A 25,042-nucleotide genomic window follows, 5' to 3' on the forward strand; every position below is an offset into this window, starting at 1 on the left:
GCGGTCCTACGAGTCGCGGGACAAATATTCGGTCCAGCCGCGCGTGGCCCGCAGCAACTCTTCGTGGGAGGCGTCGTCGAAGGCGCGCAGCTTCAGGAAGTGCTGCGTGATCGTCAGGCCGAGGATGCCGCTCACGGTGATCAGGGCGCGCAGGTGTGCGTCGTCGCCCTTCAGTGACCGGGCGAGGTTGTCGACGCGTTCGTCGAGGTAGGACCGCATCGTGTCGGCGGCTTCGGGCACCGTGAGCATGGACCGGACGAGTGCGCTCGTCTCCGGGGGCAGTTCGCGCAGCCGGTTGGCGAGGACCTCCAGCAGGTGCTCGGCGGCGCTCTCGACGTCGTCGCTGGGCAGCTGGACGGCGGCGGTGAACAGGGCCGCCTTCGAGCCGTAGTGCTGCATCACCAGCGAGGCGTCCACGCCCGCCGCGCCGGCGATGCCCCGGATCGTCGCGCCCTCGAAGCCGCGGGTCGCGAACTCCTGCCGTGCGGCGACGAGGATCCGCTGTGCGGTACGGGCGCGTCTGGCGTCGCGGGAGGTCTCGGTCATCGCTTCACTCTACAGTCGTTGAGCGATTCGTGTACAGTCTCACTCAACGGCGGTTGAGTGGGCTGCCCGCAGCGGATCGGGGACCTGGCGTGGCACTCATCGCGATCGAAGAACACTGGAACCTGCCCGAGCTCACCTCGGCGGTGCAGGCACTCCCGGAAGACCGCGGTGACCCGAGCGTCATGCTCGACGGGCTGGGCGACAACCTCGAGCGCCTCCACGACATCGGCGACGCCCGGATCGCGGCGATGGACGCCCAGGGCGTCGACCTGCAGATCCTCTCGCTGGCGCCACCCGGGACACAGCCGCTGGAGCCGGCGGACGCACGTACGCTGAGCAGGCGGGCCAATGACATCGCGGCCGAGGCCGTCGGCCGGTACCCGGCGCGGCTGCGGGCCTTCTCCACCCTGCCGATGGCGGACCCGGCAGCCGCCGTCGCGGAGCTCGAACGCGCGGCCGGGCTCGGGTTCGTCGGAGCGATGGTCTACGGGCGGACGGCCGAGACGCCGCTGGACGACCCGCGTTACGACGACCTGTTCGCCGCCGCCGCGGCCTTGCGGCAGCCGATCTTCATCCACCCGCAGATTCCCTCGCGCACGGTCCGTGAAGCCGTCTACAGCGGCTTCGACCCGTTGACCGAGCTGGCCTTGGCGACTTTCGGCTGGGGGTGGCACCTGGAGGCCGCGGTCGCCGCCTTGCGCCTGATCGTCCGCGGCACCTTCGATCGCCATCCCGGCCTGCAGCTCGTGCTCGGTCATTGGGGCGAACTTCTGTTGTTCTGGACCGACCGCACCGACAGCCTCTCGAGTCTCGCAGGGTTGGACCGGAAGGTGTCGGACTACGTCCGCTCCAACATTCACATCACCAGTTCCGGGATGTTCGATCCCGCGCTGCTGCGTCATGTCCTGGAGGTCACGACGCCCGACCGGCTGCTGTTCTCGAGCGACTACCCCTTCCAGCGGCCGGACAAGACGGACATCGAGAAGTTCCTCATCGAGTTCCCGACCGACGAAGACCGCGGCAAGTTCACCGCAGGCAACGCCTGCTCCCTTTTCGGTATCGACATCACATCACGGAAGGAACAGCAATGACTCTTCAAGGAAATGGCTCACCCACCCGCGCGGTCGTTCTCGGCGGCGGCGGATCCGTTGGTGTTGCTTGGCAGACGGGTTTGCTCACCGGATTGCGTGAAACCGGCGTCGACTTGGCGGAAGCGCCGGCGATCGTGGGCACGTCGGCGGGATCCCTGGTCGGTGCGATGCTGGCCTGCGGCCGTGACGTCACCGACGCGCTCGCCGTCTTGGCGGAGGTGGGGAAGAAGCTCGACTTCGGCAGCTTGGGGGCGGGCTCGCAAAGCTTCCTGGACGCGTCGCGCCAAGCCGTCTTCGCCGCCGATCCGCGGCAAGCGCTGCGGGCGATCGGTTCTGCGGCACAGGAAGCATCGACCACACTCACCGAAGACGACTACCTCGGCCTGCTCGGAACACTCGACGGTGTCGCCTGGCCCGCCGGGTTCCGCTGCACGGCGATCGACACCGGCACCGGCGAGCTTGTCGTGTGGGGCGAAGAATCCGGTGTTCCGCTGCTCCACGCGGTCGCGGCCAGCTGCGTCGTGCCGATGCTGTTCCCTGCCGTCACCATCAACGGAAACCGCTACATGGACGGCGGAATCGTCAACCACCTGAACGCCGCGGCGGCGCCACCGAGCGACGTTCTCGTGGTCGTGTCCTGCCTGCCGCTCGAGGCCCCGAGTGGCGCACCCGGCAGCGATCGATCCCCTTCGACGATCAAGGCGGACTTCGAAGTGGCCCAGCTGCGTGGAAAAACCCGGCTGGTGGCCGTGGACCCCGACTTCGGCGACCTCGAAGCGCCGGTGAAGATGATGGACCCGGAGACGGCCGGTCGGGCTTTTCACATCGGCAGGCGCCAGGCCGAACGCGAGGCGGCAGCGATCCAGGCCGCCTGGGACTCCTGATGGTCAGCGGGATCCTGATATCGGCGGGTGGCCTCCGGAGGTAGATCTCGTCGCCGCTTACCGGGGCGCCCGGCTCGCCGGAGAATCTACTGCGGTGCCGGTGGTCACGAGAGGCTGAGCCAGCGGTCGAGTTCGTCGAGGACGTTCTCCACCATCGGGCGCAGTTCGTGGGCGATCTCGGCCTGGCTCTGGCCTTCGCTGGTGCGGCGGCCGGCATCGCCGATGATGATCCGGAACACCGCGGCGAGCGCGATGCCTTGAAGCCTGGCGACTTCCGGCGTCACCGCAGTGGTGTCACTGATGGCAGCGGCCAGGGCAGCGGCTTGGCGGTCGGTCAACTCCAGCATCAGCCGGTGCACGGTCGGGCTGATGGCGGCCAGGTGGCCGAGTTCGCCGCGCCAGATCTCCGGTGGAATGGCGGGAATCCCGGCGAGGGTTTCATCGAGGACGAAGTCGCGGATCGCGGCGGCCGGAGTGACGGCCGGCGGCCGGGAGCGGATCAGCTCGCACAGCCGGTCCTGAATCTGCTGTTCGCGATCAGTGACCAGCTTGTCCTTGGTCGGAAAGTAGTTGTAGACGGTTTGCTCGGCGACCTCGGCCTCCCGCGCAACGTCGCTGACCGCGACACGTTCGTACCCGTGCTCAGCGAACAGGCGGGCCGCCGTCTCGGCGATGAGCCGGCGCGTGCGCGCCTTCTTCAGCTCGCGCAGTCCCGTAGTGGCCACCCGTGCATGGTAGCAGGGCCACTCCAAGTTTGTACTGAACTCTATACATCGACCGGACCCAATCGTCGCGGGAAGGCGCTACCCGCGGCACCGCGGTGAGGAGTGCTATGGTTAGAGTCAACTCCAAAATTAGAGTTGACTCAATCAAGGTGAGCCACTCGTCTCAACCGTAGGGAGACGGCACGATGATCCTCGTCACGACGGCAGGCAAAGTGGGTGCGGAGACAGCGAGGTTGCTCGCCGGGCAACGAGAACCGGTGCGGATCCTGGTCCGCGACCCGGTGAAGGCCGAGCCGCTCGCCCAGGCCGGCGCCGAGGTCGTCGTTGGTGATCTGGGTGTGCCGGCGACCGTCGACGCGGCGATGAAGGGCGTCTCGGCCGTGGTTCTCGTCAGCCCGGCGATACCCGCCGAGGAGCTGAACGTGATCGCCGGTGCTGTCCGGGCCGGCGTCGGGCACGTCGTGAAGATCACCAGCAAGTCCTCCATCGACTCTCCCATCGCGCGGCGGCGTGACCAGGCCGAGATCGAGAACGGCCTGATCGCCGGCGGGCTCGGCTACACGCTGCTGAAGAACAACGCCTACATGCAGAACTTCCTCATGTCGGCCCCCGCGATCGCCGGGACGAGCAGCTTCGGGTCCGCCGCCGGTGACGGTCGGATCGGCATGATCGACACCCGCGACGTCGCCGCCGTCGCCGCGGCGATCGCTTCCTCACCTGCCGATCACGTCGGCAAGACGTACTGGCCGACGGGGCCCGAGAGCCTGTCCTACCCCGACGCGGCAGCGGTCTTCTCGACGGTGCTCGGCCGGCCCATCACGTTCCACCCGTTGACCTACTCGGAGCAGAAGCAGGCCATGGTCGAGGCCGGCGTTCCGGAACACATCGCCGAGATGAACACCCAGGCCATCACGTTGTTCGCCGAGGGCGACTCCGATTGGGTCACCGGCGACGTGCCCTCGATCCTCGGCCGGCCGGCGCGGACGTTCGCGCAGTTCGTCCACGACAACGCCGCGGCGTTCTCCGCGAGCAGGCGTTGACCCCGCAGGTCGCTCCGTTCTCGCCGCCGGCAGGTACGCCTCATCGTTCACGGGAGGAATCACCATGACCGTCTACGGCGTCACCGGAGGATCCGGAGCGCTCGGCCGCCTGGCCGTCCGCGAATTGCTCGCTCGCGGCGTGGTCGCTCACGAGGTCGTCGCACTCGCCCGTACCCCGAGCAAGGCCGCCGACCTGAGCGCGCTCGGCGTGCAGGTGCGTGCGGCGGACTACGGTGACCTTCGAGCGCAGACTGCCGCGCTGGCCGGTGTGGACCGGCTCCTGCTGGTGTCCAGCAGCGAAGCGGGCCGGCGGGTAGCGCACCACGCCAACGTCATCGAAGCCGCCGAGAAGACCGGCGTCTCTCGCATCGTCTACACGAGCATGCTCAACGTCGACGGCTCCACCAATCCGCTGGCCGGGGAACACCGCGACACCGAAGCGATTTTGCGCGCCGCAGCCGTGCCGTTCGTCACGCTGCGCAACGGCTGGTACACCGAGAACTACACCGACCAGCTGGGATCGTATCTGGAGCGCGGCGAAATCGTCGGGGCCGCCGGAACGGGCGCCATCTCGGCGGCGACTCGCCAGGACTACGCCGAGGCCGCCGTGGTCATCTTGTCGCAGGACAGCGACAGCGCTCGGGCCTACGAACTCGGCGGTCCGGCCTTCGCGCTCGCCGAACTGGCTCAGGTCGTCCACGAGGTCACCGGCACCCCGGTGGCCTATCGCGACCTCCCCACCGGGGAATATGTCGCGGCTCTGCAGAGCGCCGGCATGGGCGAGGACACGGCACGGTTCGTCGCCGCCCTGGACACCTCCATCGCCCACGGCGACCTGCAGACCGACAGTCAAGACCTGGCCCACGTGCTGGGCCGGCCGCCGACCAGCCTCGCCGACGCCGTCCAAGACGCGTACGCCGGAGCCGCCGAGAATGACCGGCTGGCACCGTCGAGCTCGCGCCCAGCCGAATCCAGCGTTGCGAGAGCGGCGTTGCGCTCGTTCGGCGACCTCTGAGAGTGCGGCACAGACGTCCATCAGCCGAGGAGGATTGATGTCATCACCCGGAAATACCCGAAATTCCACCACCGTTTTCCCGGACCGAGACGGCTTCGTCGCCAGTAAAGACGACGCGCCGGCGTATTGGTTCTACGGCACGCTCTGGATCATCCTCGCCGACATCCACCAGACCGGCGGCTCGTTCTCCGTCATCGAGCAGTGGATGCGGGCGGGGGTCGGGCCGCCGCTGCACGTCCACAACGTCGACGAGTGGTTCTTCGTCTTCAGCGGAGCGATGGACATGCAGCTCGGGGAACGCCACGTCACGGCCACGGCAGGAGACTCGATCTGGATACCTCGCGGCACCGATCACGCCTTCACGACCAGCCAGGAAACGCACGTCCTCAACGGTTACGCGCCCGGCGGCGTCGAGCAGATCATCGCCGGGATCGGGATGCCGGCCCAGCGCCGCGAGTTGCCACCGGAGGACCTCGAGCTACCGAACTCCGACGCCTTCGGTCGATTGCTCGACAACTACTGGTCCTCCCTCAGCACCAACAGCTGGGCCCGGACCGCACCTCAACGCTGAATCCATCCGCCTGGCATGGGTGCTGTGACCAGCAGAGTAAACCAGGCCCTGAGTGGCTGGACCGACTGCTTCCGGCACGCCGCCTGCAAGCTGAGGGTTCTCCCGTGCGGTGGACACCGAGTTGGCAGGACTTCGGTGCGGCTGGACGGATGAGCCGGCCGTGTCCTCCTTGCCGTGCGTGGGCGTCGACCGGGGCTTCCACCTGGCCGGCCGAGCCGGCCGTGCTGCACCTTGCTGCGCGGCGGATGTTCAGCGGGTGGCACCCAGGTTGCGAAGCCGGCCGAGTGCTGCCCGTAAGGACCGGACAGCCGGACTTTCGGGCAACCCTACGGTCTGCCGGCGCCCAGGAGCAACGTGATTCCGTTTCCGACGTCTTCGGAGACAAAGCTTCAACAAAAGCTGCAAGAGGGGCGCCGAGATGGAATTCACCGCGAAGAAGACTATCAAAATGGCCGTGGTTGCCGGGGCATTCACTGCCACCGCTCTGCTTTCCGCGTGCAGCGGGAACAATGCCGCGGGCACCAGTCCTCCGGTGCAGAACGCGATGGCGATGGCGACGGCGGCGGCCGTGGAGCAGGTGCCGGAAGGCGGCGGCCAGGGGGCTGCCACCGGAGGTGCCGGCGCCGCGGATTCCGGCACCGCGCCGAACGGCGACGTCAACTGCAGCCGGCACGGCGGCCAGGTCGGCGCACCGGGACGGCCGAAGATGGACCTGATCGCGGTGGCCGCCACCGATGGAACCACGCCAGGCTGCACCGAGGCGTTCACCGTGATCACCGAGTACTACCAGCAGTTGCCGCAAGCCGAAGGCCCGGGCGAGCGGGTGCTCGACGTCCGGGGAAAGTGGACCTGCGCCCGTCAGGCGGACTCCGCAGGCGGCAGTCAGGGTGCGGTGGTCTGTGGCGTGCCCAACAGCTCCCTGCAGCTGGAGACGAGGCCCTCGGCCGGCGCCGGCAAGACGCCGGTCCGCCTGTTCCCGAACACCACTCAAACGGTGCAGTTCGCCGGGTACGACGCCGGTGCGCAGATGGTCCGCTTCCAGCTGGCCACCCGCCAGGAGGGCGGTCCGGACGGCAGCCACTACGTGCCCCTCGACGGCAAGACCTACCGGCTTCCGCTGCAGAAGGGCGGCAAGGTGCTCAGCGCGGCCACCCTCTGTCCCGGCAACTCGGTCACCATCGACGGCCAGGGCTACGGCAACGGGCCGTGCAGCCAGGATCGCCTGCTCCAGCAGGTGAAGGACGGCAACCCGGTGCTCGCGCAGATCAATGTGACCGGCGACGACCAGATCGCCACGGTCAAGGAGATCTACCACCCCTGATTCCGAGGAAATCGAAGACCGGCAGCCGGGAATCCGCCCGGCTGCCGGTTTTCGGGCCGGCGGAAGTGGGGGCCGGTTCTGGCTGACCATCAGATTCCACTGTGGACAGCCAATTATCGAGGTTTCGCCTTCCCGCCGGACCATCATCGTGGCGAATGCTTTGACGTGCTCCGCGAGGCTGTCGAGGTGATGGCAGCGGGACCGGATGTCGGCGAGCTGGCGCTGCTCGTCGTCGTCGAGCCTGCCGGGGCGACGCGGCAGCCAGCCGGTGACTTGGCGAACCTTGGGCGCGACCGACGGCGCCGGGGGTAGTGTGAGCATCTCGCGGAAAGGGTGCAGGTAGCGGCGGACGGTCTGCTTGCTGCCTACCCCTGGGTGGAGATCTCTCGAGTGAGTTGTGCGGCGTCGGTGACGCCCTCACCCCAGCGCCGGTGGATCACCCCGGGTTTTGCAGAGAGGCCGACCGCTCCGCGAAGGATGGACAGCGTGGCAACAGCAGGCAAGTACCCCGCGGAACTGAAGGAACGTGCCGTGGAGACGGTGCGTCAGCTGGAGAAAGAGCTAGGCCCAGGCCGCGGAGCGATCGCTCGTGTGGCGTCTTGGTCGGGGAGGAACCCCGAGTCCCTGCGGTACTGAAATCCTGAAGCTGGCCTCGGCTTTTTTCGCACGGGAAATGGATCCTTGACCACCACGATGAGGTTTCTCAGTAGCGTCTTTGGTGATCCAAGAAACAGGCCCTGGTCGCGCTGGGCGATGTCAGTGAGGAAGCAGCACGACTTTGCCGAACGGCGTTGCGCGCTCCACTCGCCGAAGTGCGGTGGCCGCATCGGAGAGAGGGAAGCTTTCATCGAGCACGGGAGACAGGTCGCCCTCGACCGACAGTGTCATGACTCGATCCCACGACCGCCGGAGATCCTTTGGCGACAACGAGTTGAGGCTGAACGTGAAGAATGTCACCGACTTGTGGAACTCACGCAGTAACGGGGCGAATGGTTCAGGCCCCGGACTGCCGCCGACACCGCCAATGAGGATGTATCGCCCGTTGGGACGCGGCAGTTCCAGGTATTCGGGCAACTGCGGGCCTCCCACGGTGTCCACGATGAGGTCGTACGTCTCATCGGGAAGACCAGCGCCGGTGCGGTCGAACACCTTGGCCGCCCCGAGCGCACGCAGGCGTTCTCCTCGCTCACGAGACGACGTGACCACTGTGACCTCGGCCCCGCGGGCGCGCGCGATCTGTGTTGCCAGCACGCCGATTCCGCCACCGGCGCCGCGGACGAGTGCCCGATCGCCGGCGACGACCCCGGTCCGGTGCAGCGCCCCTTCGGCAACCAGCGCATTCACCCCCAGAGCGACCAGATCGACCGGATCGGCACCGCTTGGCGTGGGTAGCAGCCGGTCGGCGCCGGCGACGATCTGCTCGGCGTAACCACCGAAGGCGGCCAACGCCAGCGCTTCGGTCCCGATCAGGTCTTCAGACACATCCCGGCCGACCGCACGCACGCGGCCCACGACCTCCAGTCCGGGCACTGCGCCAGTGCCGGGAAAGCGCACATAACCACCCCGCACCGCCATGACGTCCACGTAACCGACGCCGATCGCCTTGACGTCGACCAGCGCCTGGCCCGGTCCTGGAACCGGCTCCGGCAGGTCGATCAGGGCGAGTTCGCGTGACTCCTTGACGATTATCGCCTTCACCGCAACCTCCTCGTGGTGAGATCGAACGCTGGCAAGGTGGACTCGCACGAGTGACCGGAACCGGCGAGGCATCGGCCGCGGATACCGGGCGGCCCATCCACCGCGGCGGGCAGTGACAGCCCCGGCCAGGTGGTACGCCTGCACCCCGAGTCGACCATCATCGACTGCTGACCAGTCCCCGTGGACGTCCGGTCAGCGGTGGAATCGCGTTGTCTCCTCCATCGGTTCGCGGCCGACGGCGACCGCGTTGATCGTCGCCGCCGGGTCGGCGTATCCGAACGAGATGCCGAACAACAGCTTCCCTCCGGTCACGCCGAGCGTCTCGCGCACCGTGTCGGCATAGAAACTCAGCAGCGCTTGGGGACAACTGGCCACCCCGTAAGCGGCCATGGCCAGCAGCAGTGTCTGCGCGTACATGCCGACATCGGCCGTCAGCCGCGGATCGCCCGATTCCGGTGCATACAGCAGAGCAACGTGGGGCGCGTCGTAGAAGCCGAGGCTTTTGGCGTCTGGAACAGCACTGCGGCGAGCCGAGCGGCCGGAATCCGGGACGCCCAGCTGAGCTGGATGTCGACGTCGGTCAACGAGCGTCGTGCGTCGACCACGACCCTGATCGTGCCGCTGGGGTCCCGGGCTTCGTATTCGGCCGCGGGCTCTACTCGCTGCCCACCGGGTTGCAGCAGTTCCTTCAGCTGCGCATTCGCGGTGGCAACGTCAGGCACGTCGAGCTGCGCGAGCACGACGTGGTCAAGATTGAACGTCAACGGTCCTCCCCTTGCGGCCATGGCTGGCTACACCGTCGCGAAGACCCTACAGGCGGTTGGTTTCTTTCGCCCGGGTTCACCGGAAAGAGTGACTTGAGGAACTACGGTGTCTGCGGCAGCGTCAGGCATCCCGTCATCGCCGAACCCGCGTGTCGGTGCCGCCTGCTCGGGCAAGCCCTGCCGACCCGGCTCGTCCAGACGTTGATCGAGAGTGGTCGCAGCGATTGGATGTGCCGATAACAGCTCTTATGTAAACCTGCGGTCCGGCTGCTGCAGACCATGCCATCGGTCTGTATAACGACGTGTACCTTCTGGGCGCACTAAGAATAACGGCTGACAAGGGCGAGTGATGAGCCACGCCGGAGAAGCTGGCAGGCTCCGACAGATGATCGACGTCCGTGACGGTTCAACCTCAGATCCCGACGACGCCCACGGGCAGATGTCCATAGCCGACTGGGAGCGGCGGCTGCAAGCTATGCCGGGGTTTCGCGCGTTCGTCTGGCAGCGGCAAGTGCACCGGGTTGCCTACGTCTTCCAAACCAACCTCGCCGAGTACCGGCACTTCATCGACACGCTGCAATGGCAGGGGAGGCGCCCGCCGACCAGAGATGTCGCCAATGCCGACGTCCTCGACCAAGTGCTCGACGAGAGTCAACGGCTGTTACACAACGTACTCGCCGCAATGGCGACGCGCGTCGCGCAACTCCGCCGGTTCGTCAGGCATAACTTCGATGCTGGCTCCCCGATCGCCATCGAATACGACGAACGAGTCGCCGCGTTGTTCGCCAGCGACGTCACGGCAGCCTTCCTGCAGAAGATGCGCAACGAACTCGCACATGCTCAGTTGCCGATCGTCTCGAGCACGGAGACCATTCGCGCTGGTTCGACCACCGTCGCGATCGTGCTACCGTGCGACGCCTTGCTGGACTGGACCGATCGGAACAGCAAGATCACCACCTGGCTGGCCCGGCATCCGGGCGGCGTGGTCGACATCGGCGAAGTCCTCGATGGCTATGCGCGCCGGGCCGGCAATCTCGACGATTGGCTGCAGCAGCGCATCGGGATCGAGTACCGCGGCGAAATCGACCAGTTCGCGGCTGCCGAAGATGCCTTCTTCCGGTCGCGTGGGCTTTGAGGGCTGCGCAGGGTCGTGACCTGACATACACCCGGCCGGGGCGGTCCGGGCGATGCCAGGGGGCGCGTGGGAGACTGGTCAGGTTATGACTGCCCTCCCCCTCGTCTTCGACGCCCCCAAGCGCGGCCTGCCGCCGCGCCACCTCGCCGACCTTTCGGTGGCCGACCGCGCCGCCGCGGTGGCCGAGCTGGGGGAGAAGCCGTTCCGCGCGAAGCAGCTGTCGAACCACTACTTCTCGCGCTTGACGGTCGACCCGGCGGAGATGACAGACATCCCGGCGGCTTCCCGTGAGCGCTTGGTCGCCGACCTGATGCCGACGCTGCTGACGGAGGTCCGCGCGCTGGAGGCCGACAAGGGCGCGACCCGCAAGACGCTGTGGCGTGCGCACGACGGCACGTTGCTGGAGAGCGTCCTGATGCGCTACCCGGACCGCGCGACGCTGTGCATCTCGAGCCAGGCCGGCTGCGGCATGGCGTGCCCCTTCTGCGCGACCGGCCAGGGCGGCTTGGACCGCAACCTGTCGACGGCGGAGATCGTGGACCAGGTCCGCTCGGCGGCGGCGGTCATGCGCGACGGCAAGATGGCCGGCGGTCCCGGGCGGCTGTCGAACATCGTCTTTATGGGTATGGGTGAACCTTTAGCGAACTTTGTCCGAGTTGTGAAGGCTGTTCGCCGCATTACCGACCCTGCACCAGGGGGTCTGGGGATCGGGCAGCGTTCTGTCACGGTGTCGACCGTGGGCCTGGCGCCGGCGATCCGCAAGCTGGCGGACGAGAAGATGCAGGTCCGCCTCGCCGTGTCGCTGCACACGCCGGACGACGAACTGCGGGACACGCTCGTGCCGGTGAACGAGCGCTGGTCGGTCGACGAGGTGCTGTCAGCCGCGCGGTACTACGCCGACACCTCCGGTCGCCGGGTCTCGATCGAGTACGCGCTGATCCGGGACATCAACGACCAGCCGTGGCGGGCGGAGCTGCTCGCGAAGCGGTTGCGCAAGCACCTGGGCCAGCTGGTCCACGTGAACGTGATTCCGTTGAACCCGACCCCGGGTAGCAAGTGGGACGCGTCGCCGAAGCCGGTCGAGCGCGAGTTCGTCCGCTTGGTGAACGCCGGCGGTGTCGCGTGCACGGTGCGGGACACCCGTGGCCAGGACATCGCCGCAGCCTGTGGCCAGCTGGCTGCTGAAGGCTGAGTTGTTCGTTTCGATGATGGAGAGTTTGTCGTGATGTATGCCCCCAGCCTGTTGGATCCGGCTGCGGACGAGCTTCGACTCGCGGACGTGGTCGGCCGTGGTGCCACCGAAGTGGCGCGCGAGGCGCGGACGTTGCTGGGTGAGCGGTTCAGCTCGGTGACGTTCATGTACGTCCTGATGCGCGCCTTCGAGGTCGAGTACACGGCCGCGTGTGACGCATCGCGATGGCACGAGTTCCACGGCGGTCCACGTGCCCTGTCCGATGCTGATCTGGAGAAGCTGCTGGCCCCCTGGCTGGCTCGCTAGCGATCTTGGCGCCGCGTCTTGGGTGAGATTGCAAGCGGCCTCAAACTGCTGCCGTCCAGTCCACCATCGGCCCCGATTGCCGCTGCTCGTGCATAGATCCTCCGACGGTGGGGCGCGTTCGCCTTTCTGTCGTTCGACAAGATGCGCTGTCCGCGAACGGCCGCGACTCCAAATCCGCCGGAAATGACTGCGCAGGTCGCGGCGACTACCCAAGCCCAGGTCGCATGCACGGTCAGCCCTAGGAAGAGCTGCATGAATGCGACGACGCCGTAAGTGATGGCGAGCGCGCGCCAAGTGGCGTGGTACGCCATCAGGCGACCCTCGATGCAGACATGAGCACTACATCGTCTCGATCGGCCGCGCGGTTACACCTCATCGCCGGTTGAGGCGGCTTCGGCGAGTCATGCGTGCAATGCCGCTGACGTGTGCCCATCCTGGTGCAGTGGTTGCTGCAAGCTTCGAGGAAAAGACCTATGAGATCGCGTACAACGCGGAGCTTGCGGCCGGGTCGGGCGGCGACCGGCTAGTCTTCGCGCCCGGGCAGGTACTGGAAAAGTTGACTGGTTTCGATGCTGCTGCAGATCCTGACCCGGAGCACCTGATTTGGACGGTGCTCGGGGTACCTCGACCTCGCGGCCTCTCGCTCTTGCCGTCACACTGGGTGAACTCACGCTCTGGAATGCCAAAATCTGCGGATCTGCCACGAATTCCTAAAAGCCTGATCCTGCAATTCAAACGACCAGAGTACCTCTATGGATCGCGAGCAGCGCAGCGGCGACTATGGCACGGTCCATACTACCGATTCGTGCGCAGTAGAGAACAACACGAAGTACTTAAGAGGCTAGAGAAGAACCTAGTGGGCGCAGCCGTTGTCCGATACGCTGCGCCTGCCTTCCATACCCTCGGCGAGCTAGAGATCGCCCAGATGCAAAAAGCCATTATCTCTCGATCTGGCTACGTAGCGCCTAGCGTCTTCGGTCGCCATCAAGTGTGGACATATAACAAGGCGGGCACGCATGGCCGTGGAAACCCCGCCGGGCGCACTCGGTCCGTTGAGTCGTTCGACCAGTTATTCGCATCATTGCTAGGCGTATCAGGTCGCAAAGGAGAGGTCGTCAGGTATGACGGATTGGCCGAGCACCTAGCTGTCCTAGCTGATGCCTGTCGACCACGAGCTCCACGGTTGCGTCGCGTTGTCGACGAATGGGCGAGAAGCTTAAGAAGAGCTCCAGTGCCTCGCAGTCTAATACCGCCACTGGCTGACTACGCAACCATTCAGACGCTGGTTGCATGGCAAGGTGCAGCTTGGTGGATTGTCGATCGCCGCAATGATATCTGACCGTGCGCCGGCAACGGCGAGGCCACGGCATTGACAGGCAGTGTGCGCCATTGGCCGCGGCGGGTAGCCGCAAGGAGCGTGTCCCTAGATCGCGTGCGTGGTCACCGCGAGGTAGGCCTGGATGGTGACAATTAACCCGTAGGGGATGGCGAGTGTGCACCAAGTGAGATGGCTTGACGGTAGGCAATTCGTGAGTTTAGCCAAAGTTGCCTATTGCTCGATCTACCGGCCTGTTGCCAGCAGTTTAAGGAACACGATGACATCTTCGCAGATTGCTTCGGATGGAAGCCTCTTTGCTACTTCGATTGCGTTCACGCCAAGTCCGGATAGAATTTCCTTCGCGTGAATATTCATCAATGTCTGAGGGGCATTTTGATTGATAAAAGTTGCCCCAATGGCGATACCATGCTGATCTCGCAAGAATTCTGCGACTTCGTTCTCGGTCCTTCCTGAGCATTCAGCGAGGGTGGGTGGCCACAGTAAATAGGCTTCAATGTAGCGACGACGCCATTTGCGCGAGTAAAAATCGCCGTTGTCGGGGAAATTGTGGTCCTGTAGGTCTTGGTCTACGGACTTGATGGGCTCATCGTCTCTGTCGCGTAAGCTGACAGCGACTATGCCCGGAATATCTTCGTTGAGTGCTCGCCACAGGGCTTTACGTTCCTTGTGGGAGGTTGTGGTTCGCCACTCTATCCAACTGTCAGGCCACGGCATACCTGCCGTCTCCGCGAGGCTTTTAAGAATGGGTACGTCCGTCGTGCCTTCGACAAAAAGAACATGCTTAGAGTTGCGGATTTGATCAATACGTGGAGCATAGCCGGATCCGAGGCCTTCGAGTAGGCCCACCTTCTGATGCTCTTCGACAAGATATCGCGTGGAACCGCCTGGTTTTATCTCAAGTATTCTGGCGGGGGCCGCATTGCGCAGAATCTCGCTTGAGTGAGTTGCCAAAAGGACCTGTTTTCCGACATTTGATGCTAGATCAGTCAATCGATCCAGTAACTCTTTTTGCAGGGTTGGGTGCAGGTGTGCGTCCGGCTCGTCGAATAGTAGGACATCTGCTTCGGGTGATGTGGCGAGAGTGTAAACGCTCAGCCATTGCAGAAATCCGCTTCCCTCCACCATTAGGTCGCGGAGGTTGTAGCCATGATGACGCTTGAACTGGTAGCCGTCTACTGTGCCTCTATCGACTAGAACCTCAATATACGAGTGGTACTCCTCTCGAAAATCCTTCACTTGGAGTTCCGTTTGAAATACGCTGCGGAGAGTGTGCAGCAGAAGTTCCCAGGGATCTTCCTCGCGAAGTCGTTTTAGATCTGAATCGCTGATCTTCGTCCGACGCTTTCCTGGTGCAGTCAGTGGACGTTCAAGCAGTTCGGCGCGCTTCCTGAGATTTGCTTGATGCATATCTAGAAGAAGATTCCGCAATACCGCCCCGGCGAGGCCTTCACCAATGCGACGCCTTCTGATGGCGCCGTTGGTCCGCTCCTCTCGTGAGGTTATCCCGGCGAACGGAGGCAAGTAAGCGATGGCTGGTGTTCGATCGCCGGGGTGGAGGTTGGAGGTCGACGTCTTGATGAAGAGACGATCATTCACCAAAGCTAGGCCGAATCCGAGCACTTTTGCGATGCCATCCTGGTCCCATTCGCATGTGAGGCGTAAAGTGTAGCCGCCGTCTGTTGCGTCTGGCTCCTTGGCTGATTTAAGATTTGTCCAGAGGTGTTTGAGCGATGGAACGTTGATGGGGGAAAATTGCTCATCGCCAAGGCCGAAACCTTGCCTTGTAATTGCCTCGGGGAGCAGTCCATCTTCACCTCGCTCCATGCGGGTAGCCGTTCTGCAAAACTCCCAAACGGCAAGTCCGTGAAGTAGTGAAGTTTTGCCTGAGTTGTTCCCGCCAGCGATCAAAGATACGCCGGGCCGGAGGGTGATTGCGGTATTCTTGAATTGTTTGAAGCGTTGGAAATAGACTCTTTGGATTGTGACCGGCCGACGAGGTGAATCGATTGTAACTGGTGACGTGATTGACTCGCCGGTGTCCTCGGTTGGCGCGGTGGTCTCGAGGATCGGCATGTCGGCATCTTGCGAATCGGTCACTCTACGATCATCGTCACGTGCTTGGCGATTGTTGCGTGCCACTCGGCATCGCGGGCTGTTCGTAGTGAAATTGTGTCCCGATGCTCGACGGTGAGGCAGGTAGTCAGGCCGGAGGCGCGCGGGGCGGTGTGGTGACCTGCGGAAGCTCGCCGACGGGTAGTTCAACTGATGAGGTTGAGCGTGTTCTACGAGCTTGATTATTACTCTCTGTCACCCGGCAACGAAGTGGTTCGACGTACAGCCGATTTCACGGTGTGGACCCGCGGTCGGTGCGGTGGTCGTAGGTCTGCTGGGCTTGCTGGATCTGTGCGCTGTGGTCGACCGTCCAGGAGTAGAGGTGACCGAACGGCTCCCGCAGTGACTCGCCCAGCGGGGTCAGGGAGTACTCGACGCCGACCGGCGAGGTCGGCAGCACGGTGCGGCGGATCATCCCGTTGCGTTCCAGGCGGCGCAACGACTGGGTGAGCACCCGCTGCGTGACCCCCTCCAGCCGGCGCATCAGCTCGTTGAACCGCGTCGGCCGCTCCAGCACCGCCATGATCATCATGGACCACTTGTCCGCGATCTGGTCGAGGATCGGCCGGCTGGGACAGTCCGAGCGGAACACGACCCGGCCGCCGGTGACGTCCGCGGCCTCGCCGAGCAGGTAGGTATCCCTCATGATCCCTGGTTCTCCCAAAGTGCGTTCTTGATCTTCATCGTCGTGCTGACCAGCATGGGTATGCATCGCAAACCTACAGGCCGATCAGTAACGCGAGGGATCCGTGATGACCGAACAGCCCTACTCGACCCTGCACGTGAGCACCGATCGCGGGGTCGCCCGCGTCGTGCTGCACAACCCGCCGGTGAACGTGCTCGGCTCGACGATGATGCGGGAGCTGCGCACCGTGCTCGACGGGTTCCGTGACGATCCTTCGGTCCGGGTCGTCGTCTTCGCCAGCGCCGACCCCGAGTTCTTCCTCGCCCACGTCGACATGCTGATCCTGGAGGACACCGACGGCCTCGACGAACTCGCCAAGGCGGCACCGGCGGGGGTCAATGTGTTCCAGGCCGTCGGCGAGCTGCTGCGCCACCAGCCTCAGGTGACGATCGTCGAGCTCGCGGGCAAGGCCCGCGGCGGTGGCGCGGAGTTCGTCGCGGCCGCGGACATGGCTTTCGCTGCGGCGGAGACGGCCGGGCTCGGCCAGGTCGAGGCACTCATGGGCATCGTTCCGGGTGGTGGCGGTACGCAGTACTTGCGTGAGCGGGTCGGGCGCAACCGTGCTCTGGAGATCGTCCTGGCCGCTGACCTGGTCGACGCGCAGACCGCCGCGGCCTACGGCTGGATCAACCGGGCCGTGCCGGCCGCCGAGCTGCGCGGTTTCGTCGATCGGGTCGCCCGCAACATTGCTGCGTTGCCCGACGGGGTCGTCGCCGCGGTGAAGCGCGCTTTGCCCGCCGACGACCTCACCGCCGGATACCGGCGCGAGCACGACGCGTGGGCGTCTCAGGTCGAATCGCCGGCCGTGCAGAAGCTGATGGCCGCGGCGGTGCCGAACGGGGTTCAGACACGCGAAGGTGAGCGCGATCTCGAAACGTTGATGCGCACCATCGCCCGCTGAGTCTCGGCGGGTGGCAGTTTGCAGCGAACCGCGCCCGGCTCATCCCGTACGTGTGGTGATCTCGGAGGACCGAGCCGGCCGTTGCCCGGGAAAGCCATCGGCTCACTTGGGGCACGAATGAAGAGGCGCGCGCCGCTGCCCGTCACCCGGCGCGGCTTGGCTCGCTCCTGGGTCCGGCCTGCGAACACGCCCGGCCCCGCCGGGACACGCCCTACCCCCCGGTACGGCCGGAAGTGACTCCAACACCGGTACGCCGAACGGTTGACCACCACGTCAACCTGCACAACGCCGACAACAGGACCGTCGGCGCTGCTCACGCCGCCCTCGACCGACACCGGGCGGGCGGTCCGTGTCGCCGACGCGGGATGGGCTACTCCCCGCGCCGGCGCCGGCGACGGCAGCGATCGCGACAGGTCGTTGCTGTAAGGCCCTGGGACGATGTTGCGTCCGCAAGCAGCCTTACGAGACCCGCCCGTGAGACAGATCACTTCAGCGGTAACCTGTAGGCGTCGAGGCTTTCGAGTCTCGATCGCGCACCGCTTCGGTGGTCCTGACACTCGGGCGCCGCAGACCTATGAGCTGCAGCGTGACGCGATTTCGGCGACATCCCGCACGGGATGGTCAACCCGGCACGAGCCGGCGGACCGGAATCACAACCCGACCGACGGCAACTCCGAGCCGGCCCGCCACGACCCGGACCTGAGAGCCGGCGACTGACGGATTGGACGCCCATCCCGCGGCATGCGGGTTCCGGCGGCGGGGTCGAGACGGCACGTCGCCCTCGGCCTGTGCGCGCGAGTGTCCAAGGAGGGCACCGTGAGCACCACATCGATCTCCACAGCAGAGCCTGGCTCCGACGACGACGGGAAGATGCCGGCTCTCAAGCACCGACCGCGGCCCCTGCCGACACCGCTCCCGGCACGTAACCTCACCTCCGTCCGGTCCGCGCTGCAACGCAACCAGGCTGTCAACCTGCCCGACGAGGCCGCGTCGGTGATCACCGGCGGCCTGACCGATCCGGACCGCTTCAAGCTGCTGGTCGAGCCGTACCCGGCGGCGAACGGCGGGCAGACGTCGTTGCTGAACTCCAAGCGTGTCGGTGAGGGCGACGTGCTCGTCACCCAACAGCACGACCGGTTCATCGACATCGGCGTCATCCCCGATCTGGCCGGCGCCCGCTGGGCCCACACGCTCCTCAACCAGCTCGACAACGCGACTGGAGAGCGGCCGGCAGCGAACCTCACGACCGCCACCGGACCGAACAACAGGCCCTATGCGATGCTCGAGCTGCAGGTCGCCGACCACCAAGAGTTCGCTGCGCGGATCCGGGAAGCCTTCGTCAGGACCCTTCCGGACAGCTCGACCGTCGGCAACGACTACACCGCCAGCGTCCTGCAGTCCGGCGTGAAGGAGCCACTGCTGCTCGTCCCGATCCGCATCCGGTTCGCGGACGGATCGGCAGACGAGTACTACCTCGTCGCGATCGACGGCAACTCCCGCCTCGTCTCGATGTGGAAGGGACGGGTCGGCGGGAAGGTCGACGACGCGGCGACCGCCTGCATCGAGACCGTCGTCGGGACGATCACCGGTAAGACGGTGCAGCGGGCCTCGGCCCGGCACGTGCGTGACCAGCTCACCTCCCGGATCGTTCGGGTCAACAAGGGTCTGAAGGAAGCGGCCCTCAGCGAGGCGACGATCCGCGCCGGGCACACCACCACCGCGCCCTCCGTTGTCGTGGTCGGCGGGCTGACCACTGACGGCGCGGGTCCATTGACCGACTTGGTCGCCGCGCGCGAGGACGTGATCGCGACGATCCACACGGACGCGACACCGTGGGGTGCGGTGGCACAGGCGGAGCAGGGAATGGCCCGCCTGCTCCGCCGCGCCCTCAACGGTCACCTGATCACCGCCGACGAGCGGATGGTGATCGAGGGCCGCTGCACCGTCGAGCAGATGCACGCCACGCTCGGTGTTCCCGCGCACCGGCTGTGGGCGGTCGCGGTCTCGCTCAAGGCGATCCTGACCACGTGGTACCCCGAGATGCGGACCCTGTTCGCGGAGGAATTCAACAACAGCAGGCCGAACCGCCTGGCGATCGGCAAGCAGATCGCGGCCACGGCGCTGTCCGGGTATCGGTCGTGGGAGGGCTACGGGGTCGCAGTTAACGCTTTTGCCGACGGCGGCCCGATCAGCGAGCAGGTGTGGGCGACCACGTGGAAGCTGACCCGGGGTGAGACGCCGTTCGAGGTCCTGGACGCAGTCCTCCGGGCGGCGCTGGACGGAGACCAGTCGGCGGTCGCTGAGCTGTGCGTCCTCGGCGGTGCCGCGGCGATGCTCGACGGGCTGATCACCCGTGACCGCGGGTCGAAGCTGAATCCCTTGGCTGGCGGTGAGGTCCGGTACGTGCCTCTGCGGCTGCGCCCGTACCGCGTGGTGGAGGAGCTCGCCAAGTCCAAGGGTGGCTTGAGGACGCTGCACTCGCTGGCCGTCGCGCACATCAACGAGGGGATCGCCAAGCAGTTCCACACGCACAACGACCCGGAGGGCACGTTCGTCGACGGCGACCGTGTCATGGACTTGAGCGACGTGCAGGCGGAGATCTACTCGGAGTGGCACATCGTCTACGCGGCCGACCCGCGGCGCTCGCAGGAGGCCATCGACACTGCCACGAAGGACCAGTCCGGCGGCGGGGATGGGAAGCAGACGGAGCCGGAAGCGGTCAAGCTCCGACGGATGCTGCTCGATGGAGCGCAGGCGGTGCAGAAGGCGGCCCACGGGCTTGCGACGCTCTCGCAGTCGCAGGGCAAGGCCGTCTTCGGCGGCTACGAGAACGTCGAGGCGATCAAGGTCAGCCTGCAGGGGAGTCGCGACGTCCTGAACACCTACGGTCCTGCCCCGCGGGTAATCATCGCCGATGACCCGGATGACGACGAAGTCGAGGGGGCCCTGTTTGGAGATGACGGCGCTCCGTCGGTGCGCGCATGACGCCGACCGCGATCATGCGGCGCCAGATCGAGCAGGCCGTCGGCCTGATGCGGCCGGTGCTCGACCTGCCAGCCGGCGGCCTCCAAGCCTGCACGATGACTGTAGCGCGCTACGCGCGGGTGTCGTCGACGCCGACCTCGGCGGTGTACATCACCTGGGGTACCCGGGGTGACTGCCGGTACGTGGGAAGCGTCTGTCGCCTCAAGGACGTGACTGCCGTGCGAGCCCGGGTGCGCGAGCACCTGCGGCGACCGGAACGACGCGCCCGCTGGTACGCCGTCACGATCTTGCCCGTGACACCGAAGACGTCGCTGGAGGTCGTCCGCCGATGCGAAGGCTGGGTTGCCTTCGCGCTCAGGCCCGCTGAAGGTTCGGCTCATCCGTTGATCGACATGGAAACTCCGATCACCGCGGCGTGAGAAGCAGGAAGTGGTGGTGGCGTGCTCCGATGGCCTCGGAGCACGCCACCACCGCCCTCATCAAGACGCCGCCGGCCCTAGTTGGTCTTGGTGTTGGGCAGGTGCGGGCCGAGGTAGCCCACGCAAAGCAGCCCGAGGTCGTCGAGGAAATGCAACCGGGGCGCCAGCGGCTTGAACCGCTCTCGGAGCGGTACCTATTCCTGCTGGTTCGCCGGTCTGCCCTGAGTTTTCCTGTGTATGACGCGCTGAGCGTTGGCGGCCCACTACCTGCCGAAGCGCCGGCGCTTCCTGGCGGGTTGAGCCAGGCGTGACTGCTCACCAGATGGCAGTCCGGTGGGGTAGTCCGCGCGATCGCCGGTGACCGGTGGGAGCGTTTGCATCCATTCGACTGAGGCGCCGGGGTTCGCTGGCCTCCGCAGCGTGAGTCGCTTCTCGGGGTTTGTGGGTCGCTGCCGGTGCGGGTCCCCGGGGATTCAACGCCTGGCCGCATTCTCCGGGGCGCCCGTCCCGGCAGCGCGGCCCCGCAGGGGCCGCGCCTTGAACAAGTAAAGAAACTCTAGACATAAGCCTGGGAAGACCTGGCGGACGTCGTCAGGTGGCCCGTTGCACGCGAGGTTGTCGGATTCGATTGGCTTCGTGTGCGCCGACGAACTAGGGACTGCTGCTGATCGTCCACAGCCTGTGGATCCCAGCCTGGTTCACGACGTCCAATGCGACCTGCCGAACCTGATTGAGGTAGTCGGCGTCAACGACGTTGCTTTGCACTGTGATGTCGATCGGGATGAACCTGCTGATGGGCAGGTTATCGGTGTAAATGAGACCAGAGTTGTCGACGGTGGTGATGAACAGAGGCTTCGTGTGATCGTGTTCGATGCCAACGCGCAGTTCGTAGTTCCCGATGTTGAAAAACTCGCCAGCTGCTCTGATCAGACCCATCAGGTCCGCGACGAACCACTCGGCCCGGTGCGATGTGAGCTGGTTGCCCGGAGCGTGGCCTTCGTGCTCGCGTCTTCCTCCGATCGCTGCGGCGAGTTGAGGTTCCCCCCGAACAGTGGACAGGTCTTCAAGCAGCTTTCGCTGCGCCTGTCAGGGACTGTTCGTAGCACACAGGATTGAGCATCCCGATAGCCGAGTGACGCCTCTCATTGTTGTACCGACCGATCCACTTGTCAACTGCAGCAACAAGTTCTGCCTTGACTGTGAACGTGTGGCGGTAAAAGTACTCGTGCTTGAACGTTGACCAGAACGATTCCGCGGGGCTGTTGTCCCAGCAGATACCGGTCTCACCCATCGACCGTTTCAACCCGTACCGGTCGCAGGCTCGCGCCGTCAACCCGGCCGTGAATTCCCCACCGCGATCGGAATGCAGCACTGTGCCGGCGACACCGCGGCTGCGGCAGGCCACCGCCGCGTCGATGGCCTCACAGACCATGTCAGCACCGATATGGTCGGCGACGATGTGCCCGAGCACGCGGCGGGAATGCCCGTCGCGGATCGCGCACAAGTACAGATCACCCTCACCGCAGGTGAGGTAGGTGATGTCGGTCAGCCAGACCGCGTCGAGCTTGCCCTGGTCGAAGTTGCGTCGCACCAGATCCGGCGGAAACGACGCCGCCGGGTCAACCACCGTGGTGCGGACTTTGAAGGTGCGGGGACTGATGCCCTCGATCCCGATTCCGGCCATGATTGCCGCGACGGTTTTCTCGTTCACTGTTTCACCGCGTGCCCGTAGTTCGGCGGTGATCCGCGGGGACCCGTAGGTACCGTCGGACTCGGTGTGTACGTCGAGGATCTTCACCGCCAGATCAGCGCGGCGCTGCCGCCGGGGCGTCAACATCGTTGCTGCGGAACGTTTCATGTACGCGTAGTAGCCGGACGTCGAGACACCGAGCAGCCGCGCCATGCGCAGGACAGAGAACCGTGTGCCCTCGGGTGGTGTGGAGCCGGCGGGCTCGTCGGGGCCGGCGTACTTCGCCATCAGATCGAACCTCGCGGGTTCTTCTGCATCGCGGCAAAGTACGCCGACGCTTTTACCAAGAACGCGTTGTCCTTCTCCAGCTCGGCCACCTGCCTGCGCAATCGCAGCAGTTCGGCTTGCTCTGCAGCTTCCAGGGGTTTCTCGCCGTGGACCCCGGCGGCGGCGATCCTCCGCCGTTCGTCTTTGACCCAGACACTGAACATCCCCGGATCGATCCCCAGCTCACGGGCAACCTCGGCGATCGTGCGGTCGGAGTCGATCACACGATGCGCAGCCTCAATCTTGTACTCGGCCGTGTACGACCGACGCTTACGAGGAGGCATAACGGACATCCTTCCAGCAGGACCGCAGTCCTGCTAGCTCGGTGTCCACCGCCCAGGGGGAACCTCACCCAGGGCGGTCGCGGGAGACCACGCCGTCGTCGTCGCCGGAGGGGTAAGTGCGACCGGCGGAGGTATCGCGATCGGTGGGGTCACGGGCGGCTCAGTCGGGGTTAACCTCCCGGACCCTCTGGAGCCGACGCGAAACCAGGGCTGACCGCGTCCGGCGTCTCTGTGCCCAACCCGCTCGTGGCAGCTGGCCGCTTCGGCAACGCGTTCGGCCAGGTCGGCCAGGTCATCGTCAACCAGACGCTCGCGGCTGCGGCTTCCCGCACGATGGTCGACCGAGTGATCTGTCCTCAGGTCGGAGGTCTTGTTCGCGTCGTGGGGCGCGAAGACGAGTTGAGGCAACTGGGCGTCGGACTGGCGACCGGTCGCATGCCCGTGGTCCGCATTTTGTGCGGCATGGGAGGTGTCGGCAAGACGACCTTGGCCCGTGCTTACGCCCAGCGACACCAAGGTGACTACCAGGTCGTGTGGTGGATCCGGGCGGAAGATTCCGACGCTATTGACGCCGAATTCCGCGGTTTGCTGGAATTCCTCTTGCCCCCGGGTGAAGCGGGCCGCATCCGCGACGCCCGGTCCGCGGCGCTGATCCTGTTGTCCCGCTGGCAGAACCCCTGGCTGCTCATTCTGGATAACGTGGCGGATGCGACGGTTGAGGTTCCCCCTTCGGGCCGGACACTCTGAGCCCAGACAGTGGTCTGGGGAAGGATGTCCTGGTGCCACGTCCGTCGAAGTATCCCGAGCAGTTCCGCAAGGACGCAGTCGAGTTGGTCCGCAACTCTGATCGTCCGCTGCGCCAGGTCGCCCGCGACCTGGGCGTGAACCACGAGACCCTGCGCAACTGGGTCAAGACCGCCGAGAAGCAGGCCGGGCAACCGTCCGCTGTGTCGGGCGCCGATCAGGACGAGCTGCGGACACTGCGTAAGCGGGTGGCGGAACTGGAGGTGGAGAAGGAGATTCTGCGGAAAGCGGCCGCCTATTTCGCGAAGGAGATGGGTCGTTGACCTGCAGCTACCGGTTCATCTCCGAACACCGCGCCAGCTTCGCTGTCGCACTGCTGTGCCGGGTCCTGGGTGTCCGCCGCCCCGGGTTCTACGAATGGATCGCAGCCGCCCCTGTCAGGGCCGCGCACGCCGCGACCGAGGAGGAACTGGCCACCGAGATCGCCGAGGTCCACACCGAGCACCGTGGGCGCTACGGCTGCCCGCGGGTCACCGTCGAACTGCGCCGCCGGGGCCGGGTGGTCAACCACAAACGCGTTGAACGGATCATGCGCCAGCGCCGGATCGTCGGGCTGACCCGCCGGCGCCGCCGGTCCCTGACCAAGCAGGACACGACCGCCGCACCGGCACCAGACCTGATCAGCCGGGACTTCACCGCCGACGCTCCCGGCGAGCGGTTCGTCGGCGACATCACCTACCTGCCCACCCAGGAAGGATGGTTGTATCTGGCGACCGTGCTGGACCTGCATACCCGGGAAGCGGCCGGTCACGCGATGGCTGAGCACATGCGTGCCGAGTTGGTATGCGATGCGGTCGATCTCGCCGTGGGACGTGGTCTGACCAGTGCTGATGCGATCTTCCACTCCGATCGTGGTTCCCAGTACACCTCCTCGACCTTCCGCGCCGCACTCACGGCGGCGGGTATGCGGCCGTCGATGGGGCGGGTCGGGTCGTGCTACGACAACGCCGTCGCCGAGTCGTTCTTCGCGACCCTCAAAACCGAGATCGGGACCCAGGTCTGGGCCACCCGCGACGACGCCCGCCGGGCAGTGTTCGCCTACCTCAGCTACTACAACCACGACCGTCTACATTCGACACTCGGATACCGAACACCCCACGAAACCCGCATCAGCTATCGTCAACCTATCGCCCTCGCGGCATAAAACCCCGGTGTCCGGATCCCGGGGGCAACCTCAGGTCGCGCAATCTCTCATACCCGGCGCAGGC

Annotated in this window: 25 protein-coding genes; 16 read left to right on the plus strand and 9 right to left on the minus strand. The window is 65.6% G+C overall.

What is annotated here, in order from left to right; all coding sequences use genetic code 11:
• Positions 1-6: 6 nt before the first annotated feature.
• Positions 7-546, minus strand: a complete 540-nt coding sequence (locus tag OG371_RS27565; RefSeq protein ID WP_329057867.1) for a TetR/AcrR family transcriptional regulator — start codon at positions 544-546, stop codon at positions 7-9.
• 89 nt (positions 547-635) lie between these two features.
• On the opposite strand from OG371_RS27565, the gene OG371_RS27570 reads away from it, so the two are divergent.
• Together OG371_RS27570 and OG371_RS27575 are read left to right on the plus strand one after the other, a co-directional pair.
• Positions 636-1,637: an amidohydrolase family protein gene (locus tag OG371_RS27570; RefSeq protein ID WP_329058114.1), complete on the plus strand. Its 1,002-nt coding sequence runs from the start codon at positions 636-638 to the stop codon at positions 1,635-1,637.
• Entirely contained in the window at positions 1,634-2,521 is an 888-nt protein-coding gene (locus OG371_RS27575) for a patatin-like phospholipase family protein (RefSeq protein WP_329058115.1), read from the plus strand. The genes OG371_RS27570 and OG371_RS27575 overlap by 4 nt, the downstream gene beginning before the upstream one ends.
• 104 nt (positions 2,522-2,625) lie before the next feature.
• On the opposite strand, the gene OG371_RS27580 is transcribed toward OG371_RS27575, so the two are convergent.
• Entirely contained in the window at positions 2,626-3,273 is a 648-nt protein-coding gene (locus OG371_RS27580) for a TetR/AcrR family transcriptional regulator (RefSeq protein WP_329058117.1), read from the minus strand.
• A 158-nt stretch (positions 3,274-3,431) separates the two neighbouring features.
• On the opposite strand from OG371_RS27580, the gene OG371_RS27585 reads away from it, so the two are divergent.
• The 4 genes from OG371_RS27585 (at position 3,432) to OG371_RS27600 (ending at position 7,193) form a co-directional block, all read left to right on the plus strand.
• Positions 3,432-4,286, plus strand: a complete 855-nt coding sequence (locus OG371_RS27585; protein ID WP_329058118.1) for an NmrA family NAD(P)-binding protein — start codon at positions 3,432-3,434, stop codon at positions 4,284-4,286.
• Positions 4,287-4,350: 64 nt separating this feature from the next.
• Positions 4,351-5,301, plus strand: a complete 951-nt coding sequence (locus OG371_RS27590) for an SDR family oxidoreductase (protein ID WP_329058119.1) — start codon at positions 4,351-4,353, stop codon at positions 5,299-5,301.
• A gap of 37 nt (positions 5,302-5,338) precedes the next feature.
• Entirely contained in the window at positions 5,339-5,872 is a 534-nt protein-coding gene (locus tag OG371_RS27595) for a cupin domain-containing protein (RefSeq protein ID WP_329058121.1), read from the plus strand.
• Positions 5,873-6,290: 418 nt separating this feature from the next.
• Complete coding sequence (locus OG371_RS27600) at positions 6,291-7,193, plus strand: hypothetical protein (protein WP_329058122.1); 903 nt, start codon at positions 6,291-6,293, stop codon at positions 7,191-7,193.
• Positions 7,194-7,949: 756 nt separating this feature from the next.
• Here the strand turns inward: OG371_RS27600 and OG371_RS27605 are convergent.
• From OG371_RS27605 to OG371_RS27615, 3 genes are all read right to left on the minus strand, one after another.
• Positions 7,950-8,891 (minus strand): quinone oxidoreductase family protein, encoded by a 942-nt coding sequence (locus OG371_RS27605; RefSeq protein WP_329058123.1) that lies wholly within the window; start codon positions 8,889-8,891, stop codon positions 7,950-7,952.
• Positions 8,892-9,083: 192 nt separating this feature from the next.
• A complete protein-coding gene (locus tag OG371_RS27610; RefSeq protein ID WP_329073276.1) occupies positions 9,084-9,359 on the minus strand; it encodes a nitroreductase family protein in 276 nt (91 codons plus the stop codon).
• The gene (locus OG371_RS27615; protein WP_329058124.1) at positions 9,323-9,655 is read right to left on the minus strand and encodes a hypothetical protein; all 333 of its coding nucleotides are present in this window, start codon (positions 9,653-9,655) and stop codon (positions 9,323-9,325) included. The genes OG371_RS27610 and OG371_RS27615 overlap by 37 nt, the downstream gene beginning before the upstream one ends.
• Before the next feature lie 385 nt (positions 9,656-10,040).
• Between OG371_RS27615 and OG371_RS27620 the strand changes: the two genes are divergently transcribed.
• From OG371_RS27620 to OG371_RS27630, 3 genes are all read left to right on the plus strand, one after another.
• Complete coding sequence (locus OG371_RS27620) at positions 10,041-10,790, plus strand: hypothetical protein (RefSeq protein ID WP_329058125.1); 750 nt, start codon at positions 10,041-10,043, stop codon at positions 10,788-10,790.
• Between the two features lie 85 nt (positions 10,791-10,875).
• On the plus strand, positions 10,876-11,982 hold the full coding sequence (gene rlmN, locus OG371_RS27625) for a 23S rRNA (adenine(2503)-C(2))-methyltransferase RlmN (protein ID WP_329058126.1): 1,107 nt from the start codon (positions 10,876-10,878) through the stop codon (positions 11,980-11,982).
• Between the two features lie 30 nt (positions 11,983-12,012).
• Entirely contained in the window at positions 12,013-12,288 is a 276-nt protein-coding gene (locus tag OG371_RS27630; protein ID WP_329058127.1) for a hypothetical protein, read from the plus strand.
• A gap of 1,561 nt (positions 12,289-13,849) precedes the next feature.
• Here the strand turns inward: OG371_RS27630 and OG371_RS27635 are convergent.
• Together OG371_RS27635 and OG371_RS27640 are read right to left on the minus strand one after the other, a co-directional pair.
• The gene (locus OG371_RS27635) at positions 13,850-15,724 is read right to left on the minus strand and encodes an AAA family ATPase (RefSeq protein ID WP_329058128.1); all 1,875 of its coding nucleotides are present in this window, start codon (positions 15,722-15,724) and stop codon (positions 13,850-13,852) included.
• 247 nt (positions 15,725-15,971) lie between these two features.
• Positions 15,972-16,385 (minus strand): winged helix-turn-helix transcriptional regulator, encoded by a 414-nt coding sequence (locus OG371_RS27640; RefSeq protein ID WP_329058129.1) that lies wholly within the window; start codon positions 16,383-16,385, stop codon positions 15,972-15,974.
• Between the two features lie 106 nt (positions 16,386-16,491).
• On the opposite strand from OG371_RS27640, the gene OG371_RS27645 reads away from it, so the two are divergent.
• The 4 genes from OG371_RS27645 to OG371_RS27660 all read left to right on the plus strand — a co-directional run bounded on the left by OG371_RS27645 (position 16,492) and on the right by OG371_RS27660 (position 21,845).
• The gene (locus tag OG371_RS27645; protein WP_329058130.1) at positions 16,492-17,325 is read left to right on the plus strand and encodes an enoyl-CoA hydratase/isomerase family protein; all 834 of its coding nucleotides are present in this window, start codon (positions 16,492-16,494) and stop codon (positions 17,323-17,325) included.
• An 816-nt stretch (positions 17,326-18,141) separates the two neighbouring features.
• Positions 18,142-20,310 carry a hypothetical protein gene (locus OG371_RS27650; RefSeq protein ID WP_329058131.1) on the plus strand — a complete coding sequence of 723 codons (2,169 nt, stop codon included), beginning with the start codon at positions 18,142-18,144 and terminating at the stop codon, positions 20,308-20,310.
• A complete protein-coding gene (locus OG371_RS27655) occupies positions 20,307-20,729 on the plus strand; it encodes a hypothetical protein (RefSeq protein ID WP_329058132.1) in 423 nt (140 codons plus the stop codon). The genes OG371_RS27650 and OG371_RS27655 overlap by 4 nt, the downstream gene beginning before the upstream one ends.
• A gap of 636 nt (positions 20,730-21,365) precedes the next feature.
• Positions 21,366-21,845 carry a hypothetical protein gene (locus OG371_RS27660; RefSeq protein ID WP_329058133.1) on the plus strand — a complete coding sequence of 160 codons (480 nt, stop codon included), beginning with the start codon at positions 21,366-21,368 and terminating at the stop codon, positions 21,843-21,845.
• Here OG371_RS27660 and OG371_RS27665 read toward each other — a convergent pair.
• Together OG371_RS27665 and OG371_RS27670 are read right to left on the minus strand one after the other, a co-directional pair.
• Positions 21,793-22,707 carry an IS3 family transposase gene (locus OG371_RS27665; protein WP_329057475.1) on the minus strand — a complete coding sequence of 305 codons (915 nt, stop codon included), beginning with the start codon at positions 22,705-22,707 and terminating at the stop codon, positions 21,793-21,795. The genes OG371_RS27660 and OG371_RS27665 overlap by 53 nt on opposite strands.
• The gene (locus tag OG371_RS27670) at positions 22,707-23,039 is read right to left on the minus strand and encodes a transposase (protein WP_329057902.1); all 333 of its coding nucleotides are present in this window, start codon (positions 23,037-23,039) and stop codon (positions 22,707-22,709) included. The genes OG371_RS27665 and OG371_RS27670 overlap by 1 nt, the downstream gene beginning before the upstream one ends.
• 222 nt (positions 23,040-23,261) lie before the next feature.
• Here OG371_RS27670 and OG371_RS27675 point away from each other — a divergent pair, with 222 nt between their 5' ends.
• The 3 genes from OG371_RS27675 to OG371_RS27685 are packed head-to-tail and all read left to right on the plus strand — an operon-like array spanning position 23,262 to position 24,978.
• Positions 23,262-23,777 (plus strand): ATP-binding protein, encoded by a 516-nt coding sequence (locus OG371_RS27675; RefSeq protein WP_329058134.1) that lies wholly within the window; start codon positions 23,262-23,264, stop codon positions 23,775-23,777.
• Positions 23,778-23,809: 32 nt separating this feature from the next.
• Positions 23,810-24,097, plus strand: a complete 288-nt coding sequence (locus OG371_RS27680; protein ID WP_329057890.1) for a transposase — start codon at positions 23,810-23,812, stop codon at positions 24,095-24,097.
• Positions 24,094-24,978 (plus strand): IS3 family transposase, encoded by an 885-nt coding sequence (locus OG371_RS27685; protein WP_329057889.1) that lies wholly within the window; start codon positions 24,094-24,096, stop codon positions 24,976-24,978. The genes OG371_RS27680 and OG371_RS27685 overlap by 4 nt, the downstream gene beginning before the upstream one ends.
• The last annotated feature ends 64 nt before the right edge of the window (positions 24,979-25,042 follow it).

Source organism: Amycolatopsis sp. NBC_01480 (assembly GCF_036227205.1).
In the GTDB taxonomy this organism is placed as follows: domain Bacteria; phylum Actinomycetota; class Actinomycetes; order Mycobacteriales; family Pseudonocardiaceae; genus Amycolatopsis.

Excerpts from the sequence above, each read along its gene's own strand:
- OG371_RS27565 (WP_329057867.1), bottom strand. The coding sequence starts at position 546 with ATGACCGAGACCTCCCGCGACGCCAGACGCGCCCGTACCGCACAGCGG.
- OG371_RS27575 (WP_329058115.1), top strand. The coding sequence starts at position 1,634 with ATGACTCTTCAAGGAAATGGCTCACCCACCCGCGCGGTCGTTCTCGGC.
- OG371_RS27585 (WP_329058118.1), top strand. The coding sequence starts at position 3,432 with ATGATCCTCGTCACGACGGCAGGCAAAGTGGGTGCGGAGACAGCGAGG.
- OG371_RS27590 (WP_329058119.1), top strand. The coding sequence starts at position 4,351 with ATGACCGTCTACGGCGTCACCGGAGGATCCGGAGCGCTCGGCCGCCTG.
- OG371_RS27595 (WP_329058121.1), top strand. The coding sequence starts at position 5,339 with ATGTCATCACCCGGAAATACCCGAAATTCCACCACCGTTTTCCCGGAC.
- OG371_RS27600 (WP_329058122.1), top strand. The coding sequence starts at position 6,291 with ATGGAATTCACCGCGAAGAAGACTATCAAAATGGCCGTGGTTGCCGGG.
- OG371_RS27620 (WP_329058125.1), top strand. The coding sequence starts at position 10,041 with ATGATCGACGTCCGTGACGGTTCAACCTCAGATCCCGACGACGCCCAC.
- rlmN (WP_329058126.1), top strand. The coding sequence starts at position 10,876 with ATGACTGCCCTCCCCCTCGTCTTCGACGCCCCCAAGCGCGGCCTGCCG.
- OG371_RS27640 (WP_329058129.1), bottom strand. The coding sequence starts at position 16,385 with ATGAGGGATACCTACCTGCTCGGCGAGGCCGCGGACGTCACCGGCGGC.
- OG371_RS27645 (WP_329058130.1), top strand. The coding sequence starts at position 16,492 with ATGACCGAACAGCCCTACTCGACCCTGCACGTGAGCACCGATCGCGGG.
- OG371_RS27655 (WP_329058132.1), top strand. The coding sequence starts at position 20,307 with ATGACGCCGACCGCGATCATGCGGCGCCAGATCGAGCAGGCCGTCGGC.
- OG371_RS27665 (WP_329057475.1), bottom strand. The coding sequence starts at position 22,707 with ATGGCGAAGTACGCCGGCCCCGACGAGCCCGCCGGCTCCACACCACCC.
- OG371_RS27670 (WP_329057902.1), bottom strand. The coding sequence starts at position 23,039 with ATGTCCGTTATGCCTCCTCGTAAGCGTCGGTCGTACACGGCCGAGTAC.